This window comes from Massilia sp. LXY-6 (genome assembly GCF_051233485.1).
In the GTDB taxonomy this organism is placed as follows: Bacteria; Pseudomonadota; Gammaproteobacteria; order Burkholderiales; family Burkholderiaceae_D; genus Telluria.
Genome location: NZ_JBKFGF010000034.1, coordinates 1 through 15,493, shown reverse-complemented (window position 1 = coordinate 15,493; position 15,493 = coordinate 1). Strand labels below are relative to the sequence as shown.

Annotated in this window: 16 protein-coding genes; 9 read left to right on the top strand and 7 right to left on the bottom strand. The window is 65.6% G+C overall.

The window, feature by feature from the left end; translation table 11 throughout:
• Window positions 1-123: 123 nt before the first annotated feature.
• From ACI48D_RS16010 to ACI48D_RS15990, 5 genes are read right to left on the bottom strand one after another with little or no spacing between them, the layout of a single operon-like run.
• A complete protein-coding gene (locus ACI48D_RS16010) occupies window positions 124-633 on the bottom strand; it encodes an N-acetyltransferase family protein (RefSeq protein WP_435572230.1) in 510 nt (169 codons plus the stop codon).
• Window positions 630-1,577, bottom strand: a complete 948-nt coding sequence (locus tag ACI48D_RS16005) for a DMT family transporter (RefSeq protein ID WP_435572229.1) — start codon at window positions 1,575-1,577, stop codon at window positions 630-632. Before ACI48D_RS16005 ends, ACI48D_RS16010 begins: the two co-directional genes overlap by 4 nt.
• 57 nt (window positions 1,578-1,634) lie before the next feature.
• Window positions 1,635-2,087 (bottom strand): glycine zipper 2TM domain-containing protein, encoded by a 453-nt coding sequence (locus tag ACI48D_RS16000; protein ID WP_435572228.1) that lies wholly within the window; start codon window positions 2,085-2,087, stop codon window positions 1,635-1,637.
• A gap of 19 nt (window positions 2,088-2,106) precedes the next feature.
• The gene (locus ACI48D_RS15995; RefSeq protein ID WP_435572227.1) at window positions 2,107-2,541 is read right to left on the bottom strand and encodes a DUF962 domain-containing protein; all 435 of its coding nucleotides are present in this window, start codon (window positions 2,539-2,541) and stop codon (window positions 2,107-2,109) included.
• Window positions 2,542-2,600: 59 nt separating this feature from the next.
• Window positions 2,601-3,578 (bottom strand): LysR family transcriptional regulator, encoded by a 978-nt coding sequence (locus tag ACI48D_RS15990; RefSeq protein WP_435572226.1) that lies wholly within the window; start codon window positions 3,576-3,578, stop codon window positions 2,601-2,603.
• A 121-nt stretch (window positions 3,579-3,699) separates the two neighbouring features.
• On the opposite strand from ACI48D_RS15990, the gene ACI48D_RS15985 reads away from it, so the two are divergent.
• From ACI48D_RS15985 to infA (ACI48D_RS15950), 8 genes are all read left to right on the top strand, one after another.
• Window positions 3,700-3,864, top strand: coding sequence for a hypothetical protein (locus tag ACI48D_RS15985; protein WP_435572225.1), 165 nt, complete (start codon window positions 3,700-3,702; stop codon window positions 3,862-3,864).
• Window positions 3,861-4,739 (top strand): alpha/beta hydrolase, encoded by an 879-nt coding sequence (locus tag ACI48D_RS15980; RefSeq protein WP_435572224.1) that lies wholly within the window; start codon window positions 3,861-3,863, stop codon window positions 4,737-4,739. Before ACI48D_RS15985 ends, ACI48D_RS15980 begins: the two co-directional genes overlap by 4 nt.
• A 168-nt stretch (window positions 4,740-4,907) precedes the next feature.
• Window positions 4,908-6,143 carry an efflux RND transporter periplasmic adaptor subunit gene (locus ACI48D_RS15975; protein ID WP_435572223.1) on the top strand — a complete coding sequence of 412 codons (1,236 nt, stop codon included), beginning with the start codon at window positions 4,908-4,910 and terminating at the stop codon, window positions 6,141-6,143.
• A gap of 12 nt (window positions 6,144-6,155) precedes the next feature.
• Window positions 6,156-9,350, top strand: a complete 3,195-nt coding sequence (locus ACI48D_RS15970; protein ID WP_435572222.1) for an efflux RND transporter permease subunit — start codon at window positions 6,156-6,158, stop codon at window positions 9,348-9,350.
• Window positions 9,347-10,993 (top strand): efflux transporter outer membrane subunit, encoded by a 1,647-nt coding sequence (locus tag ACI48D_RS15965; RefSeq protein ID WP_435572221.1) that lies wholly within the window; start codon window positions 9,347-9,349, stop codon window positions 10,991-10,993. Before ACI48D_RS15970 ends, ACI48D_RS15965 begins: the two co-directional genes overlap by 4 nt.
• A gap of 164 nt (window positions 10,994-11,157) precedes the next feature.
• Entirely contained in the window at window positions 11,158-11,697 is a 540-nt protein-coding gene (locus ACI48D_RS15960; RefSeq protein ID WP_435572220.1) for a DNA-deoxyinosine glycosylase, read from the top strand.
• 316 nt (window positions 11,698-12,013) lie between these two features.
• Window positions 12,014-12,280: a translation initiation factor IF-1 gene (gene infA / locus ACI48D_RS15955; RefSeq protein WP_435572219.1), complete on the top strand. Its 267-nt coding sequence runs from the start codon at window positions 12,014-12,016 to the stop codon at window positions 12,278-12,280.
• A gap of 223 nt (window positions 12,281-12,503) precedes the next feature.
• On the top strand, window positions 12,504-12,764 hold the full coding sequence (gene infA, locus ACI48D_RS15950) for a translation initiation factor IF-1 (RefSeq protein ID WP_435572218.1): 261 nt from the start codon (window positions 12,504-12,506) through the stop codon (window positions 12,762-12,764).
• A gap of 15 nt (window positions 12,765-12,779) precedes the next feature.
• Here infA (ACI48D_RS15950) and ACI48D_RS15945 read toward each other — a convergent pair whose 3' ends face one another.
• Together ACI48D_RS15945 and ACI48D_RS15940 are read right to left on the bottom strand one after the other, a co-directional pair.
• Window positions 12,780-13,928: a tetratricopeptide repeat protein gene (locus ACI48D_RS15945; RefSeq protein WP_435572217.1), complete on the bottom strand. Its 1,149-nt coding sequence runs from the start codon at window positions 13,926-13,928 to the stop codon at window positions 12,780-12,782.
• An 80-nt stretch (window positions 13,929-14,008) separates the two neighbouring features.
• Entirely contained in the window at window positions 14,009-14,878 is an 870-nt protein-coding gene (locus ACI48D_RS15940; RefSeq protein ID WP_435572216.1) for an HDOD domain-containing protein, read from the bottom strand.
• A 148-nt stretch (window positions 14,879-15,026) separates the two neighbouring features.
• Here ACI48D_RS15940 and ACI48D_RS15935 point away from each other — a divergent pair.
• A partial coding sequence (locus tag ACI48D_RS15935) for a DNA-3-methyladenine glycosylase (protein WP_435572215.1) occupies window positions 15,027-15,493 on the top strand: 467 nt, incomplete at its 3' end.

Sequence of the window (15,493 nt, the reverse complement as noted above, 5' to 3'; positions counted from 1 at the left end):
CAGGGACCGCGGCAAATCGTCGCATACAAAGTCCGAATGTACGGGTGCAATCTTTACCTTCACGCTGTCACGAATTGAGTGCTTGGCAAACAGGGGGCGTCCATGTACGTCTAACGCTCTTTGTCAGGACTGCGCCAGCGCCGTCAGCGGCTCGCCGGTCACGCGGCAGATGCGCCAGTCGGGCAGGATCTCCGCGCCCATCGACTTGTAGAAGTTGATTGCTGGCATATTCCAGTCCAGCACCGACCACTCGAAGCGGCCGCACTGGCGCTCGACGGCAATGCGCGCCAGGTGCTTGAGCATGCGGCTGCCGTAGCCCTTGCCGCGGTGGACCTGGCGCACGTACAGGTCTTCCAGGTACAGGCCCTTCTTGGTCAGGAAGGTCGAGAAGTTGTGGAAGAACAGGGCAAAGCACACCACTTCGCCGTCGGCCTCGCCGACGATCGCTTCGCAGGAAGGATGCGCGCCGAACAGGCCCTCGTGCAGCAGGGCGTCGGTCGCCACCACCATGTGCTCGAGCTTTTCGAACACGGCGAGTTCGACGATCATCGACATGATGTGGGTGACATCAAGCGGGGTGGCGGGACGGATGGCGAAAGTAGATGGTAAGGTGGGTTGTTGATGAGCGATCATGGAGTTTCGAGGGGTGCGTCGAGCGCATCGTTCAGGTTGACGGAAGGGGTCTTGCGTTTCGGCGTGTGCAGGGCCCAGGCGACGCTGCCCAGGCAGACCGCCATGCCCAGCCATTCGATGGGGCCGGGACGGTAGTGTTCGAGCTTGATCGACATGAGCACCGACAGCACCGGCGTGATCACGCCGATGTAGACGGCCTTGGCCGAGCCGATGCGGTTGATCAGCGTGAAATAGCAGATGAAGGCCACCACCGAGCCGAAGATCGCCAGGTGCAGCAGGCCGAGCACGTAGCTGGTCGTGTGCGGCAGGACGAATTGCTGGCCGGTGGCCAGGCACCACAGCGCGACCATGCAGGTGCCCCAGAACATCGACCAGCCGGTGGTCAGGATCAGGTCGCTGGATTGTTCGCGCACCTTCGATACGACGATGCTGCCGGCCGCGCTGGCGATCGAAGCACCGATGCCGAGTCCCAGTCCGAGCAGGAAATGGCCTTGGCCACCCTGGCTAATGTCGTGGAGGGCGCCCTGGATCGAATGCCAGAACAGCAGGGTGACGCCGGCGATCGCGCCCACCCCGGCGGTCCAGGTCTTGCGCGGGATCGGCGTGCCGAACACGCAGCGGGACAGCAGCGGCGTCCAGAACACCATCAAGGCGAACAGCACGGCCACCAGGGCCGAGACCACGTACTGCTCCGAATTGTAGGTGCAAACATACGACAGGCCGAAAGTGAGGAAGCCTTGCAGCAGGGTCCACTTCTGCGTGCGCCAGGGCAGCCATAGACTGTTGCCGCGCGCCAGGCTCCAGGCGAACAGCGCGCCGGACGCCAGCGCGAACCGGTAGACCACCGAGACGGCGGGCGGGATGTCACCCAGCTGCAGGGTGATGGCCCAGAAAGTGGAACCCCAGATCAGGGACGCGATGGTGAAGAGGACGTAGGAAGGCATCCGGAAAGTATACGTGCTTTCCGGATTTCATTGGGGCATCAAGACCTGAATCTGTGGTCAGTGCGTAACGCGGGTGTTGTAGCCGTTGCTCAGCAGGCGCACCCGCTCGCCCGGGCGGAACATTTCGTCGGCCGGCTGGGTGATGGCGCGCAGCTCGCCGCTGTCGAGCTTGACCGTGATCTCGAAGCCGGCGCGCTTGCCGGCGCCGCGCTCGACCTGCTGGCCGATCAGGCCGCCGGCCACGGCGCCGATGATGCCGGTGGCGATCGAGCCATTGCCGCCGCCGACCTGGGAGCCGCCCAGTCCGCCCAGCGCGGCGCCCGACATGGTGCCGACCCCGGATTCCGGACTGGCGATAGTAACGTTGCGCACGGACTCCACGGTCCCCATGCGCACCACTTGTTCGTTCATGGTCTGGTAGCTGCTGTACACGCTGCCCGACTCGGGCGGGGTGGCACAGCCGGCCAGGAGGCTAGCTCCGGCAATGGCGATGGCGACGACAGCTTTCATGATGAGCTCCTCATGCGACTCAATAGGCAAGGTTCAGGCGGCGGTACAGGAAGCCCAGCACGAACAAGGGTCCGATCAGCAGGAAGCGCAGGTCGTCGAGGAAGGAGGGCTTCTTTCCTTCGATCTTGTGGCCGATGAACTGGCCGATCCAGGCGACTACGAAGATCGCGATCGACAGCGGCAGCACCGTCATCGGCGGCATCAACGCCAGCACCGCCAGCATCAGGGCGCTCATCAGCAGCATGCCGAAGGCGAACGGACGCGACAGCTTGAAATAATATACCAGCGCCGCCAGGCTGGCCGCCACCGCGAGCGCCGGATGGATGCTCCACAGGATGCCTAGCAGGGTGAACACGATCACCGGCACGCACACGAAATGGATCAGCTCATTGGTCGGGTTGCGGTGGCTTTCGCCGTACTGTTCCAGCAGGGTATCGATGGTGCGCGGCTGCATCGCTGTCTCCTTGGGGGCGCGTTGTTCGAGTGTTCTTGCGCCGATTCTACAGCGCCATTCTAGGCGGTGGCCTCTATTAATGGCGGTGCCGCAAGCGCCGCGCCGGCCCTCGCGGGCGCCAGCGCGCGCACGTGCATGTGGGGATGCTTGGCGAACAGGTCCGACACCCATTCGACGAATACGCGCACCTTGGCCGACAGGTGGCGGTTCTGCGGATACACCACGTGCACCGGCACCGGCTCGCTGATCCAGTCGGGCAGCAGCTGCACCATGCGCCCGGCCGCCACGTGCTCCTGCAGCAGGTAGTCGGTCATCTGGATCACGCCCAGGCCGGCCAGGCCCGCGCGTACATAGGCGTTCGAATCGTTCAGCGCGATCACGCCGCGCATCGCGATGTCGATGCGCTCGTCGCCGCGCCGGAAATCCCAGTCGTACACCTTGCCGGTCTTGGCCGAGAAATAGTTCACGCAGCGGTGGCGTTCGAGGTCGCGCGGGTGCTGCGGCGTGCCATAGCGTTCGAGGTAGCCAGGGGAGGCGGCGGTCACGAAGTTGATGACGCCGACCCGGCGCGCGATCAGGCTGGTATCGAACAGCTCGCCGCCGCGGATCGCGCAATCGACGCCTTCCTCGACCAGGTCGACCGGGCGGTCGGTGCTGCCCAGTTCCATCATGATGTCCGGATAGCGCTCGAAGAAGCCGGGCAGGGCCGGGATCAGCACTTCGCTGGCCAGGCCGGTCGGCATGTCCACGCGCAGGCGTCCGCTCGGCGACAGACGGGTGCGCGACAGCGATTCCTCGGCGTCGCGCACGTCGGACAGGATGCGCACGCAGCGTTCGTAGTAGGCGGCGCCGTCGGTGGTGACGGTGACCTGGCGCGTGGTCCGGTGCAGCAGCTTGGTCGACAGCGAGGTCTCCAGCGACTGCACCAGGGTCGAGACCGTGGCCTTCGGAAGCTGCAGGGTCTCGGCCGCGCGCGTGAAGCTGCCGGCGTCGACGACCTGCACGAACACTTCCATCGCCTGTAGCTTGTTATTCATTGGATTGTTCAGGAAACTGAATAATGGATTCGCGATTGCGGTATTTATCAGATTCTAGTTCATGTCTATAGTATCGGCACGGGCACTGATAAAAGTGCCATCCAGGATACGGGAGCAGGTCATGAAACATCGCGATGGAATTGTTGCAAGCCTGGCGTTCACGCTGAGCGTGACGCTCATGGCGGGCCTGGTCGGCACGGGCGCCTACGCCCATGCGGCCGGCGCCGAGGCTGCCGGTTACCAGGCGCTGTTCCACGTGGTCGCTACCAAGGGGGGGCTGTCATGAATGCGGCTGTGTTGAACAACGAGCGCAACCGGCAGCCGGAAGACCGGCACGAGCTGGTGGTGAAGGAACTCGATGTCGCCGGTTTCGAAGGCCCGCTGGCGGCCCGCCTGTACCGTGCGGCGGTGGACGGCAAGCGCGACATCCTGATCGTGTTCTTCCACGGCGGCGGCTTCGACGACGGCGACCTCGACGAGTCCGACGGCTTCCTGCGCCGTCTCGCAGACGCGAGCGGCTATCCGGTGGTGCTGTCGTCGACCTATACCCTGGCGCCCGTGAAACCGTTCCCGGCCGCCGCCGAGGATGCCCATGCGGTGGTGAGCTGGGCCAAGAAGAACAAGGCCAGGCTGGGCTGGACCGGCAAACGCCTGATCGTGGCCGGCATCGAGGCCGGCGGCAACCTGGCGGCGGTGGCGGCGATGATGTCGCGCGACCGCGGCGGCCCGGCGCTGGCGGGCCAGATCCTGATCATGCCGATGCTCGATCCGGGCCTGTCGACCTGCTCGATGCGCGAGATGCCGACCTGCCCCGACAAGGCCAGGGTGTTCGACGAGTGCGCGGCGGCCTACCGCGGCTACCTGCCGCACGCCGCCGACCGCAGCCACCCCTATGCCGCACCGCTGCAGTCGAGCCGCCTGAAGAACCTGGCGCCGGCATTGATTTTGTCGGCCGACGACGACCCGCTGCGCGACGAGGCCGAAGCCTACGGCGCGAAACTGATCAACGCGGGCGTGCGGACCACGGTGCGGCGCATGGCGCCAGCCCGCATCGAGGAGCCGAACGCCCGCAACGAATGCGCCTGTACCGGGCACGCTTTACACGAAATCGCCAACTTCATCGCCGGGCTCGAATCCGACAACGCCCCGCCCGGCAGCTGATCCGCCCGGATCCGTTTAGCAGCACCTCATAAAACCAAACAACGTGCCCCGTTTCGGGCACGGGAGACCTGTCTTTTCCTGCGTTTCTGTCTGCATCCCGCATGCAAGACCGGAAGGGACCGCTTTCGCCTAATTATTAATAAGTCATTAAGATCGGAGGGCTCACTCATGAAAGCTATTCATCAATTACGTTCCGCCGTACGACCCGTCGTCTTGGCACTCGGCGCCGCCGGCGTCGCTGTCCTGATCGCCGGCTGCTCGGACGCCACCGGCAAGGCCGCCGAAGCGCAAGCCCAGGTGCAAGCCGGTCCGCCGGTGTCCGCCGCCGTCGTGCTCGAGAAGCCGGTCGCCGAGACCCAGGAATTCTCGGGCCGCCTGGAAGCCGTCGAACACGTCGAGATCCGCCCGCGCGTGTCCGGCTTCATCACCGCGGTCAACTTCAAGCCCGGCGCCACGGTCAAGAAAGGTGAGGTGCTGTTCGTGATCGACCCGCGTCCTTTCCAGGCCGAAGCCGAGCGTGCCGAAGCGGCCGCCAAATCGGCCCGCGCCAAGGCCGAGCTGGCGAAGCTGGAGCTGGCCCGCGCCGAGCGCCTGCTGGGCGACAAGGCGATCGCCCAGCGCGAATACGACGCCAGTGCCTCCGCGCAGAAGGAACTCGACGCGAATGCGCACGCCGCCCAGGCCCAGTACGAAGCCGCAAAGCTGAACGTGGCCTATACCCGCGTCGTCTCGCCGATCGACGGCCGCGTCTCCAAGGCCGAGATCACCCTGGGTAACCTGGTGGATGCCTCCAGCGTGCTGACCTCGGTGGTCTCGGTGGACCGCATCTACGCCAGCTTCGACGGCGACGAGGACACCTACCTGCGGGTGCGCTCGCAAGTCCATGCCGGCCAGGCGGCTCAGGTGCCAGTGATCGTGCGCGTCGGCCTGGCCAACGAGGAAGGTTTCCCGCACGAGGGCAAGCTGGAATTCGTCGACAACCAGCTCGACACCCGTGCCGGCAGCGTGCGCATGCGCGCCACCTTCGCCAACAAGGACGACCTCATGGCGCCCGGCCTGTTCGCCCGCGTGCAGATCGGCGGCGGAGACCCCAGGCCGGCGCTCCTGATCAGCGACCGCGCCGTCGGCACCGACCAGAGCCACAAGTTCGTGTTCGTGGTCGGCCAGGACGGCAAGGCCGAGTACCGCGCAGTCAAACTGGGGCCGGTGGTCGACGGCCTGCGCGTGGTGAAGGCCGGCCTGAAGCCGGGCGAGAAGATCGTCGTCAACGGCCTGCAGCGCGTGCGTCCGGGTTCGCCGATCACGGCGCAGACCGTGCCGATGGTCGCCAGCAATGGCACTGGTAACGGCGCCGGCGTTGCGAAGGACAAGTCCGCGCAGCTGGCCATGGCAGATGCAAAATAAGGAATCGACATAATGAACATCTCACGCTTTTTCGTCGACAAGCCGATCTTCGCGGCGGTATTGTCGGTCATCGTCTTCGTGGCCGGCCTCATCTCGATCTTTCAGCTGCCGATCTCCGAGTATCCGGAAGTGGTGCCGCCCTCCGTGGTGGTGCGAGCCCAGTACCCCGGCGCGAATCCGAAGGTGATCGCGGAAACCGTCGCCACCCCGATCGAACAGGAGATCAACGGCGTCGAGGACATGCTCTACATGAGCTCGCAGAACACCTCGGACGGCGCGCTGCAGCTGACCGTGACCTTCAAGATCGGCACCAACGTCGAGCAGGCCGAAACGGCCGTGCAGAACCGCGTCCAGCGCGCGCTGCCGCGCCTGCCGGAAGAGGTGCGCCAGATCGGCGTCACCACGGTCAAGAGCTCGCCCAACATCACGATGGTGGTCCACCTGAACTCGCCGGACGGCCGCTATGACGACCTGTACCTGCGCAACTACGCGACCCTGAACGTCAAGGACCAGCTGGCGCGCATCAAGGGCATGGGCGACGTCCAGCTGTTCGGTTCGGGCGACTACGCGATGCGTGTCTGGCTCGACCCGCAGAAGGTCGCGGCCCGCAACCTGACCGCCGGCGACGTCGTGAATGCGATCCGCGAGCAGAACGTGCAGGTCGCCGCCGGCGTCGTCGGCCAGGGCCCGACCAAGGGCGCCGAGTTCCAGTTGACGGTCAATACCCAGGGCCGCCTGCAGTCGGAAGAGGAGTTCGGCAACATCGTCGTCAAGACCAGCCAGGATGGCGCGACCACCTTATTGAAAGATGTGGCGCGCCTCGAACTGGGCTCGAATTCCTACGCCCTGCGCTCGCTGCTCGACAACAAGTCGGCGGTGGCGATCCCGATCTTCCAGTCCCCGACCGCCAACGCGCTGCAGCTGTCGACCGACGTCCGCGCCAAGATGGAAGAGCTGTCGAAGGACTTCCCGCAGGGGATGAGCTACAGCATCGTGTACGACCCGACCCAGTTCGTGCGCGAGTCGATCGACTCCGTCGTCCACACCCTGATCGAAGCGGTGGTGCTGGTGGCGCTGGTCGTGATCGTGTTCCTGCAGACCTGGCGCGCTTCCGTCATCCCGCTGCTGGCGGTGCCGGTATCGGTGGTCGGCACCTTCGCCGTGATGCTGGCCTTCGGCTTCTCGATCAACACGCTGTCGCTGTTCGGCCTCGTGCTGGCCATCGGTATCGTCGTCGACGATGCCATCGTGGTGGTGGAGAACGTCGAACGGAATATCGAGAACGGGCTGAATCCGCATGACGCGACCGTGCAGGCGATGAAGGAGGTGTCCGGGCCGATCATCGCGATCGCGCTGGTGCTGTGCGCCGTGTTCGTGCCGATCGCCTTCGTCTCCGGCCTGACCGGCCAGTTCTACCGCCAGTTCGCCCTGACCATCGCGATTTCGACCGTGATCTCGGCATTCAGCTCGCTCACCCTGGCACCGGCCCTGTCCGCGGTGCTGCTGCAGCCGCATGGCGCCAAGAAGGATGCGCTGACCCGCGGCATGGACGCGGTGTTCGGCCGCTTCTTTGCAGGTTTCAACCGCTTCTTCCACCGTTCTTCGCACGCCTATGAAGGGGGCGTGAAGGGCGTCCTGAAGCGCAAGAGCGCGTCCGTGGGCGTGTACGTGCTGCTCGCCATCGCCGGTATCTTCATGTTCAAGGCCGTGCCGCCGGGCTTCGTGCCTTCGCAGGACAAGGCTTACCTGATCGGCTTCGCGCAGCTGCCGGATGCCGCCTCGCTCGACCGCACCGACGCCGTGATCCGCAAGATGTCCGACGTCGCCAAACAGATCCCGGGCGTGGAATCCTCGGTCGCCTTCCCGGGACTCTCCATTAACGGCTTCACCAATGCGCCGAACGCCGGCATCGTGTTCACCACCCTGAAGCCTTTTGATGAGCGCAAGGGCAAGGCGCAGAGCGCGGAAGCCATCGCCGGCGAGATCAACAAGCGCATGGGCGCCATCGAGGACGCCTTCGTGATGGTGCTGCCGCCGCCGCCGGTGAACGGCCTGGGTACCACGGGCGGCTTCAAGATGATGATCGAAGACCGCGGCAACCTCGGCTACGATGAGCTGAACAAGGCGGTGCAGGCCTTCATGGCCAAGGCCGCAAGCGACAAGCGCCTGGCGGGCGTGTTCTCGGGCTACCAGATCAACGTGCCGCAGCTGTTCGCCGACGTTGATCGGGTAAAGGCAAAACAGCTGGGCGTGTCGCTGGCCGAGATCAACCAGACCTTGCAGATCAACCTCGGTTCGCTGTACGTGAACGACTTCAACCAGTTCGGCCGTACCTACCAGGTGCGCGTGCAGGCCGATGCGCCGTTCCGCTCGCAGCGCGAGCAGATCGCCCAGCTGAAGGTCCGCTCCGGCACCGGCGAGATGATCCCGCTGTCCTCGATCATGAAGATCAAGGACGCCTACGGCCCGGACCGCGTCCAGCGCTACAACAACTACGTCGCCGCCGAGATGAACGGCGGCCCGGCCCCGGGTGTGTCTTCGGGCCAGGCCCAGGCCGCGATGGAAGAGATTGCCCGCGAAGTGCTGCCGAAGGGGATCGCCTACGAATGGACCGACCTGACTTACCAGGACATCCTGGCCGGTAACACCATGATCTATGTGTTCCCGCTATGCGTGCTGCTGGTGTTCCTGGTGCTGGCCGCCCAGTACGAAAGCTGGACGCTGCCCCTGGCCGTGATCCTGATCGTGCCGATGTCGATCCTGTGCGCGCTGATCGGCGTGAAGCTGACCGGGGGCGACAACAACGTGTTCACGCAGATCGCGCTGTTCGTGCTGGTCGGCCTGGCGTCGAAGAACGCGATCCTGATCGTGGAATTCGCGGTCGAGCTGGAACACCACGGCCGCAGCATCGTCGCCGCCGCGCTGGAAGCCTGCCGCCTGCGCCTGCGTCCGATCCTGATGACCTCGATCGCTTTCATCATGGGCGTGGTCCCGCTGGTGTTCTCGCACGGCGCCGGCGCCGAGATGCGCCACGCAATGGGCGTGGCGGTGTTTGCCGGCATGCTGGGCGTGACCTTCTTTGGCCTGTTCCTGACGCCGGTGTTCTACGTCCTGCTGCGGTCCCTAGCGGTGCGCTTCGGCAAGCCGGCGCATCACGCCGCGCCAGTGCCGCCGCATGGCCCCGAACTCGAAGGAGCAATGAAATGAGTGTCATGACCATCAATCCGGTTTCCCCGACGCCGCAGGCCGAACAGGCCTGGGATCGGGCTCTCGATGAAGCGCTGGCGAAGCCATCGCGCCGCTCGGTAGCGCAGCCGGTAGTGAAGACCGTCGCGAAGTTCGCACCGCGCTTCGCCACCGTGCTCGCGGCTTTGCTGCTGAGCGCCTGCGCGGCGCCGGCCTTCCAACAGCCTGCCGTGTCGACCCCGGCGGCGTTCAAGGAATCGCAAGTGGCCACGCCGGCCGCATCGCCTGAAGTGGTGCGCAGCGCCGCCGACGGCACGACCTGGAAGACCGCGCAACCGGCAGAAAGCCAGCCGCGCGGCGAATGGTGGAAGGCCTTCAATGACGCCCGCCTCGACAGCCTGATCGCCCAGGCCACGGCCAGCAACCAGAACCTGTCGGTGGCGGCGGCGCGCGTGAAGCAGGCGCGGGCCATCGCCGGCATCGCCGAAGCCGACCGCATCCCGCAGATCGGCGTGGGCGTCGGCGCGCAGCGTGGGCAGCAGTCGCCGCTGGAAGCCGGCCTGGCGTCAGGGACCCGCATGTCTCCGGTGACCAGCTACAAGGCGAACCTCAGCGCCAGCTACGAGCTCGACCTGTTCGGCCGCGTATCGGGCAGCGTGGCGGCGGCGCGCGGCGATGCCGCGGCAAGCGAGGCGACCTGGCGCTCGGTGCTGCTGTCGCTGCAGGCCGACGTCGCGCAGACCTATTTCAGGCTGCGCGCGCTGGACGCCGAACTGGCGACCGTGAACCAGACCGTGCGCCTGCGCGAGGAGAGCGTGCGCGTGACCGGGCGCCGCTTCGAGCTGGGCGATATCGGCGAATTCGACCTGTCGCGGGCGAAGACGGAACTGTCGACCGCGCGCGCCGAGGCGATCGGCCTGCAGCGCCAGCGCGCCACCGCGGAACACGCGCTGGCGGTGCTGCTGGGCCAGCCGGCCTCGAACTTCGGCACGGCCAGCGAGCCGCTCGACGCCAATGCCGATCTGCCGCTGATCCCGGCCGGCCTGCCTTCAAGCCTGCTGGAGCGCCGGCCCGACATCGCCAGCGCCCAGCGCGCCATGGAAGCGGCGAATGCCCGGATCGGCGTGGCCAGAAGCGCGATGTTCCCGGCGCTGAGTATCGGCGCCAATGGCGGCGGCGTGGCCGGCACCTTTGCCGATGTGTTCAAGTGGAGCAGCCGTTCCTGGCTGCTGGGCGCGGCGCTGTCGATGCCGCTGATCGACGGCGGCCGCAACCGCAACGACGTCGCGCGCAGCGAGGCCGCGCTGGAGGAAGCGGTGGGCAGCTACCGCCAGAGCGTGCTGGTGGCCTTCGCCGAGGTCGAGGACCAGCTGGCCGGCCTGCGCGTGCTGGCGGGGCAGGGGGCCGAGGTCGAGCAGGCATTGAGGTCCGCGCGGCGCTCGGCCGACCTGGCGCAGAAGCTGTACGAGGCCGGCCGCTCCAGCTACCTGGAACTGCTGGACGCCCAGCGCAACCTGGCGTCGGTGGAGCGCAGCGCGGTCCAGCTGCGCGGCGACCGCGCGGTCACCACAGTGGCGCTGATCCGGGCGCTGGGCGGCGGCTGGGATGCTTCGCCGGCTTCGGCTGCCGGTCCCGTGCTCAGCGTGGCGCTGGCCGGCAAATGATGCGGTGAGCGGGTAGTTCCGATGGAGCCCTTTGCGGCGGTGCGTGCGAGCGTGCCGCCGTTTTTTGTCGGCTTCGAAACCGTCGTTCCCGACCTTGCCGGCCGCCTTGGCGGCAACGACGGGTCCTGGCGACGCGTCCTCATCCAAGTCGCTACAATTCAGGCATGCCCACCTCCGACCTGGAATCCACCTCGCTGCTCACCGGCCTCGCGCCCGTCATCGCCCCGGACACGCGCATCCTGATCCTGGGCAGCTTCCCCGGCGCCGCCTCGCTCGCCGCCCAGCAGTACTACGCGCATCCGCGCAACCAGTTCTGGCGCCTGGTCGGTGCGCTGGTCGGCGAAGACCTGTACGCACTCCCTTACATCGAGCGCCTGCCGCGCCTGCTGGCGCACCGCTTCGGCTTGTGGGACGTGCTGGCCGCCTGCGAGCGCGAAGGCAGCCTCGATTCCGCGATCCGCAAGCCGGCCGCCAACGATTTCGACCGCCTGCGGCATCTTTGTCCGGCACTGGAAACGGTCGGTTTCAATGGCCAGGCGTCGGGAAAATTTGCGCCGCAGTTCGCGCAAGCCGGCTATCGCGCCGTGGTGCTGCCCTCGTCCTCGCCGGCCCACATGGCGCTGAGTTTCGAGCAGAAGCTGGCCGTGTGGCGCCGCCTGACGGACAAGGATGCCGTCGACGGCAGCACCGGGCAGCTTTTCTGAGGTATTTGTGCGGTGCAAAAGGAACCGTGCTACACTGCGTTATCGGTCAGGTCTGATGGTCCTGCCGTTCTCCGCGAAAGACACGCGGCGCAACATGTGTAATGCTGCGCGCGAGTATGTCGGACGGGGATGTCATTCCACATACGTTGGTCGGTTTACACGATGGGTGCACCTGGCAGATAGCTTGGGCGTCCGGGCTCCGCACTTTGCAGATAGCAGGGGCTGGAGCGGCGATTAAGGCATTGGCGTCACATTGAAACGAAGCCCGCAGTGAGCGGGCTTTTTTTTCACCATCCTACCGAACTGGAGTATGCAGATGGCAAAAGAAGAACTGATCGAAATGAATGGCGTTGTCTCCGAGGTCCTGCCCGACTCGCGTTTTCGTGTGGATTGCGAGAATGGCCACAAGCTGATCGCCTACACCGCGGGCAAGATGAAGAAAAACCACATCCGCATCCTGGCGGGCGACCAGGTCAGCCTGGAGCTGTCGCCGTATGACCTCAGCAAGGGTCGCATCACCTTCCGCCATATCGAGAAGCGCGGCGCACCGCCCGCCCGATCGAGTTTCCGCGGCCGCCGCTGACAGCACGACCGGCATGCAAAAGGGCGCCAGCCCTTTTTTTTCGGCACGACGTCCCCATATCGGTTTCATCCCCCAGTCTCCACACGGCTCGACACTGCAGCCGGAGCCGCTTTTCCCCGACTTCGACCCTGTCAACCGCTCCAGGCACTGCGCCAGCATTGCCTGGATTTGGTCGTTGCCGTTGCCGGACCCGGGAGCCTGAACCAAACGTAAAGGACACGAGATGAAAGAAGAGCTGATTGAAATGAATGGCAAGGTCACTGAAGTGCTGCCGGAAATGCGCTTTCGCGTGGACCTCGAGAATGGTCACAAGCTGGTGGCTTACACCTCCGGCAAGATGAAGAAGAACCATATCCGCATTATCGCCGGCGACCGCGTCAAGCTGGAATTGTCGCCGTACGACCTGAGCAAGGGACGGATCGTATTCCGCCACCTGGAAAAGCACGGCATGCCGGCGCCGGCGCCGCGTCCGCGCCGTCACTGATAGTCACATCGTCCTTCAGCGCATGCCAAGCTGGCGCAGGTGTGCCAGCTTGGCCGAATAACGGTTGCGGATCTCGCTCTGGGTGCTGTTTTCCACCGCCAGCGCCAGCTCCTCGCGCGCGCCGGCGAGGTCGCCCAGCTGCAGGTAGGTGGCCGCCAGCCAGAAATGGAATTCGTCATTGTAGGGTGCCCGTCTGATTTCTCTCCGGAACAGGTCGCGCGCCTTGGCGTAGTCGCGCTTCTCATAGGCGCTCACCCCCTGGTGGAAGTACTGGAAGGGCGGCACCGGCTCCAGGCTGGCCAGTCGTTTGGCGATGGCCTGCGCTTCGCCGGTCTTGCCGAGCGCCGCCAGCACCGGTTCGAGATTGCGCAGCGTGACCAGGTTTTCCGGCTCGCGCGCCAGCGCCGCGCGGTAGACCCGTTCCGCCATCGGCTTGTCGCCATGCCGTTCGTAGATGACGGCCAGGGTATTCAGCGGCATCGCCGATGCCGGATTGCGCGTCACCGCCGCGCGCGCCCACCAGTAGGCATCGTCGAGCCGGCCGTCCACCAGGGCTTCGGCCGCGCGGTTGTTCTGGAACATGGAAACGATCTGGTCTTCGCTGAGCAAATGCGTGCCCAGGGTGTCCGCCTGGGGCACGGGCAGGAAGTCGACCACCAGCGCCTGCTCGGGCAGGACGTCGTTCATGGTCGTGCGCGAACCCAGGACGATGTTGACATGGCCGCTCAGCAGGTAGAAATTGCCGCTGCGGCTCCAGCTCTCCATGTCGACGCTCTGGTAGCGCACCTCCATGTTGAGTTCCTTGGCGAACGCTGCCGTCATGATCACCAGCGACATGCAGTTGCCGGCACGGTCGCGGAAGGTCTCGGCCGCGGTGCGGGTATAGGAGGAGTCGTAGGCGAGCTTGAGATTGCCCTTGGTGTAGAGCGCGTCGAGCAGGCCGTGCTGCTTGCCCAGCGAGTGCGTCAAGTTGCCAAACGCGGCGCTGTGCAGGTAGTCGCGCATCTCGGGGCTGAGGGTGAACAGGTCGGCGGCGTCCACCGGCCTGGATGGCCGCGCGAACGAGGCATCGGCGAACAGCTCGGCCGGTGGAGCGGCGGTCGGCGGTGGCGCGCTGGCGCAAGCGCTGAGCAGCACCAGCAGGATCGCAACGAGGTATCTCATGATCTCCTCCGTTACCGGCGAACTTTTGCTTCAAGTATCTGCCGGTCCGGAGGGGATGTAAAGACGCTCTCGCGGAGGATTTACCGGTCGTCGTGGAAGGCTTCGTGCAGTTCGTCGAGTAGCTCGGCGGTTTCGTCTTTCGACAGGCCGAGATAGGCGCAGGCGCGCGCGCCGCCCTTGTTCCACTCGAGCGATTCGGCAAGGCCCTGGTACTTGCAGATCGCGCTTTCGGCCAGCAGGGACAGCGCCACCAGCGAGCGTACGGCGCCCGCCGTGTTCGCGTCGTCCAGCACGGCGTAGTCGTGGTGGTGCAGGATGGCCCAGGCGACGTCGCCGGACAGGCCCCAGTTGCGCGCCAGCAGGCAGCCGATCGCGGCGTGCGACGTGGAATGGCGTTCTTCTTCCAGCGCGGTGAAAGGGCGCATGTGTTCCAGCGAGGCGGCGGCGAAGGTGGCGTCGTAGTCCGCGAAGCGGTCCATCAGCAGCGGCAGGCCGGTATCGCAGAACAGGCCGAAGGTATGGGCAATGTCCGCCTCGCCAATGCGCAGACGGCGCGACAGGAACACCATCGCCTGCGCGCGGCGGGTCGAGACATCCCAGAAGCTGGCCAGGGCCGCGCTGTTGGCGGGAATTGCCTGGCGCGCCAGCAGGCCCGTCATCAGTGCCGCGACCTGGTTAATGCCGAGGAACAGGATCGCCTGTTCGACCGACTTGGCCTTGCGCCGTCCGCCATAGATGGCCGAGTTGGCCAATTTCAACAGGGCGCCCGACATGCCGACGTCGCTGGCGACGATGCGGCCGATCGTCTCCGGACTCGGGTCCGATGAGCTGAGTTCGCGCTGCAGGTCCGCCAGCAGGCTCGGACGCGGCGGGATGCGGATCGACTTGATCAGGGCGTCGACAGGATCCTCGGCGGCGCTCGGACGCGCCAGGGCGGATGCAGTACTCATGGCTGGGAAGGGAGAAACGATGCTGCACGGAACTATGTGCAAAGCTCATCACTATAAACCAGGGCTGTCAAAGTTGCACTAAAGTATTCACTGTGTGTAGCAAATCCGCCGTGCGACTTGCCAAACCCAGCCGTTATAAGATTGCCACATGTCTTCCACTATCCTTGCCGGTATCGATTTTTCCGCCCCATCCCACCTGGTGGCGCGCCAGCTGATCGGCGTGACCGTGCTGGTCGACGGCGTCGGCGGCCGCATCGTCGAGACCGAAGCCTACGACGGCGAGGATCCGGCCTCGCACAGCTATTCCGGTCCGACCGAGCGCAACTTCGCGATGTTCGGCCCGCCCGCCCATGCCTACGTCTACCGTTCCTACGGCATCCACTGGTGCCTGAACTTCGTCTGCCGGGAAGAGGGGCACGGCGCCGGGGTGCTGATCCGCGCGCTGGAACCGGTTGCCGGGCTGGAGCTGATGCAGGAGCGGCGCGCTACCACCGACCATTGGCTGCTGTGCTCCGGGCCGGGCAAGCTGTGCCAGGCGCTGGGAGTGACGCGGGCGCTGAACGGGCGCTCGCTGGCGCAGCCGCCATTCGAGCTGGCGGCCGCGCCGAAGGGCAT